This is a genomic window from Enterovibrio nigricans DSM 22720 (genome assembly GCF_900167155.1).
In the GTDB taxonomy this organism is placed as follows: Bacteria; Pseudomonadota; Gammaproteobacteria; order Enterobacterales; family Vibrionaceae; genus Enterovibrio; species Enterovibrio nigricans.
In genome coordinates this window covers 1-2,711 of sequence record NZ_FUXU01000183.1, presented here as the reverse complement: position 1 = coordinate 2,711, position 2,711 = coordinate 1, and the positions used below count along the sequence as shown (strand labels likewise).

2 protein-coding genes are annotated in these 2,711 nt (G+C 49.3%); one reads left to right on the top strand and one right to left on the bottom strand.

Translation table 11 applies throughout. The features are described 5' to 3' along the window. Window positions 1-307 precede the first annotated feature (307 nt). Window positions 308-1,822 (top strand): cytochrome-c peroxidase, encoded by a 1,515-nt coding sequence (locus tag B5D35_RS23345; RefSeq protein WP_078754790.1) that lies wholly within the window; start codon window positions 308-310, stop codon window positions 1,820-1,822. An 8-nt stretch (window positions 1,823-1,830) separates the two neighbouring features. Here B5D35_RS23345 and B5D35_RS23340 read toward each other — a convergent pair whose 3' ends face one another. Beyond that, entirely contained in the window at window positions 1,831-2,604 is a 774-nt protein-coding gene (locus B5D35_RS23340; RefSeq protein ID WP_078754789.1) for a DUF4434 domain-containing protein, read from the bottom strand. Between the last annotated feature and the right edge of the window lie 107 nt (window positions 2,605-2,711).

Here is a 2,711-nt window from a genome sequence, read left to right as displayed (position 1 = left end):
TTTAGACATGAGACTACGACGATTGATGGGTGTAGCCGATCAGATCGTAGCTTCTAGATTTAGTTCCATCGATTTAAGCAACAAAGCCTCGTCAAATGTACTCAATACTTTTGGGTGAATTTTGGTTTTCGGGAGAGTTAAAGTTATTGAATTAACAATAGTGCAACAACGTTGCGGGTTCATGAGGTAAGTCGCGGCATCTTATGATTGTGTTAATCCTTGTACTTAATGCTGGTCTAATTGTCTTGCTTTCTGGTCTCTTTTGAGGCCGAGCATCATTTAAACAATAATAAGGTAAAGGAAGACAATGCGAGTATTTAAACATGTATCAACGGCTCTGCTGGCTGTTGGTCTAAGTACGAGCGCGACCATGGCTTGGAGCCAATCGAACAATTCGAATATTGACGTTGCTGACCATATCGCGCTGGAAAAATTGATTGATGAACAGGGGCTGAGAGGGAACCCGGCAGAAGGAAGGGTACTTCCAGCCATTGATGACCCGTTAGCACAACTCGGTAAAAAACTCTTTTTCACCAAAGGCCTCAGCGGCGACAAAGACGTTGCTTGTGTGAGCTGTCACCACCCCATGCTGGGAGGGTCCGATGAATTGAGTCTGCCTGTGGGTGTCAATGCGGCAAGACCTGAAGTCTTAGGCGTAGGACGCATCGATGGAGATTCATTGCCAGATGTTCCGCGAAATAGCCCAACTGTATTTAATTTAGGGCTTTGGGATACCACTTTGTTTTGGGATTCGCGTCTGGAAAGCTTAGGCCAAGAGCCTGGACAAAATGGTGCGGCTTCACCCATCAGTACGCCAGATTCAGGACTCGGTATCGCTGATCCTCTCGCAGGGCCCAATCTCGCAACGGCACAAGCGCGATTTCCTGTGACCTCCCAAGCCGAAATGCGCGACACGACATTTGAAGCAGGGAGCCGGAACGAAGCGGTGCGTCAGCACTTAGCGGCCCGGTTAGGCGACTACGGTATCGGGCAAGGTGAGCTCGCAGTGAATCATTGGCTGGCAGAATTTCAGCAAGCATTCAATCTGGTTGCAGATGCAGAAACTCTGATCACCTATGAGAATATTGCGTTGGCGATTGGGGAGTATGAGCGATCCATGGTGTTCGTTAACTCGCCTTGGCAGCAGTATGTCGATGGCAATAGAGATGCGCTGAATGCGGACCAAGTTGCGGGTGCAACGATGTTCTTAACACGCTCAGAGATGGGCGGGGGAGGGTGCACAAATTGCCACTCGGGCACGTTTTTTACCGATGGTGAAACGCATGCTATTGGCTTTCCGCAAATCGGTGTGGGTAAAGGCGTTGTCAACGACGATGATTTTGGCCGGGAAATGGCGACAGGGAATAGTGACGATCGCTACCGCTTCCGAACGCCGGGTTTGCTAAACGTGGAAGTAACCAAGCCATATGGACATGCTGGCGCCTACCAGTCTTTGAAGGAGGTCGTTGACCACCATGTCAATCCGACCGAAGCTGTGAAGGCGTACTTTGCCAAAGGCGGATGGTGTGCGTTGCCGCAATTCGACGGACTTGCTGACTGTGAGAACGTCTATCCTCATGCTGTCGAAAACACAAAGCTCGCGGTGGAAAAAACGGAGCTTGAAAGGGCATACGCCACTTCCAAACTGCCGTACATCTGGCTAAGTGAAAAAGAGCGTTGGCAGTTGGTCGCTTTCCTTGAAGCATTGACCGACCCCTGTGTGAAAGATCGTGCTTGTATGTCTCCTTGGATTGCCGACCAAAGCGATAATGTCGATAACCTTTTGCTTATCGCAACAGATGTGAATGGTACGCCGCTCTAAATTGCCCGTTAGGGTATTGGCAATGGAAACGGCATAGGACGCCAATACCTGAATGAAAATGTAAGGCGCGGATGGCAAGCTCCTACGGCTATCTGCGCCTTTTGCTTTTCTGCTTCGGTCATGGGTCTCGCCTTGAAGGGTAATGCACTTTCTTGATGGAATATCTCGTCGATTATGCCAACATCTGATGGTAATACATCAATGTAGCGTTGAACCGTCTCTTTGGGGAGCGCGCCAGTCCCTCGTCCATTTTGAAGCCATACCTGCACCCCTGTTTGCTGAACAGAAGCGATCCAAGTAGAGAAGGCGTCAGGTGGCATGGCGCCATTGATAAAGACACTGATCGCCACTGGGCGGTTAACTTCTTGCTTAAATGCACGCAATGCACCGTTTAAGTGGCGTTGGGCGTCTTTGCTTAGAAAGTAGTAATCAGAGAGTTCAAAAGGAATATACAGTCCAGCAATGCTTTTCTCGTGTGCGTCCAGCCAAGGCTTCCACGCTAAGAGTGTCGCTTTGTTTTTTTGAAGCAGTCTGTCGAGGTAGGTTTTTTGTTCGCTCGGCGGCGCGTCAATATGAGAAAAGTAGTCAGGGTCTGAATAAAGTCCAAACCAAAGTGGGTTTTGCTTCATCCATATTGCCATGCGAGAAGCGAGCCATCCAGACTCGCCCCCAAAGGTTTCGCTGCCATATTGTGTCCATTGCACAACGCCGGCAGACACGCCCTGCTGACGTAAATACTGCGTGTTTGCTTTCCATGTGATATTGCTTAGGCGCTGATCCATGTTAAGCGGTTGGTAGGGGGTTGTTGCAAAAAATTCAATCGGGCGGATTTCACCCCGCCGCTTCCTGAAATTACGTGTAAATTACCTCGACATTAAAGAGTCGATTC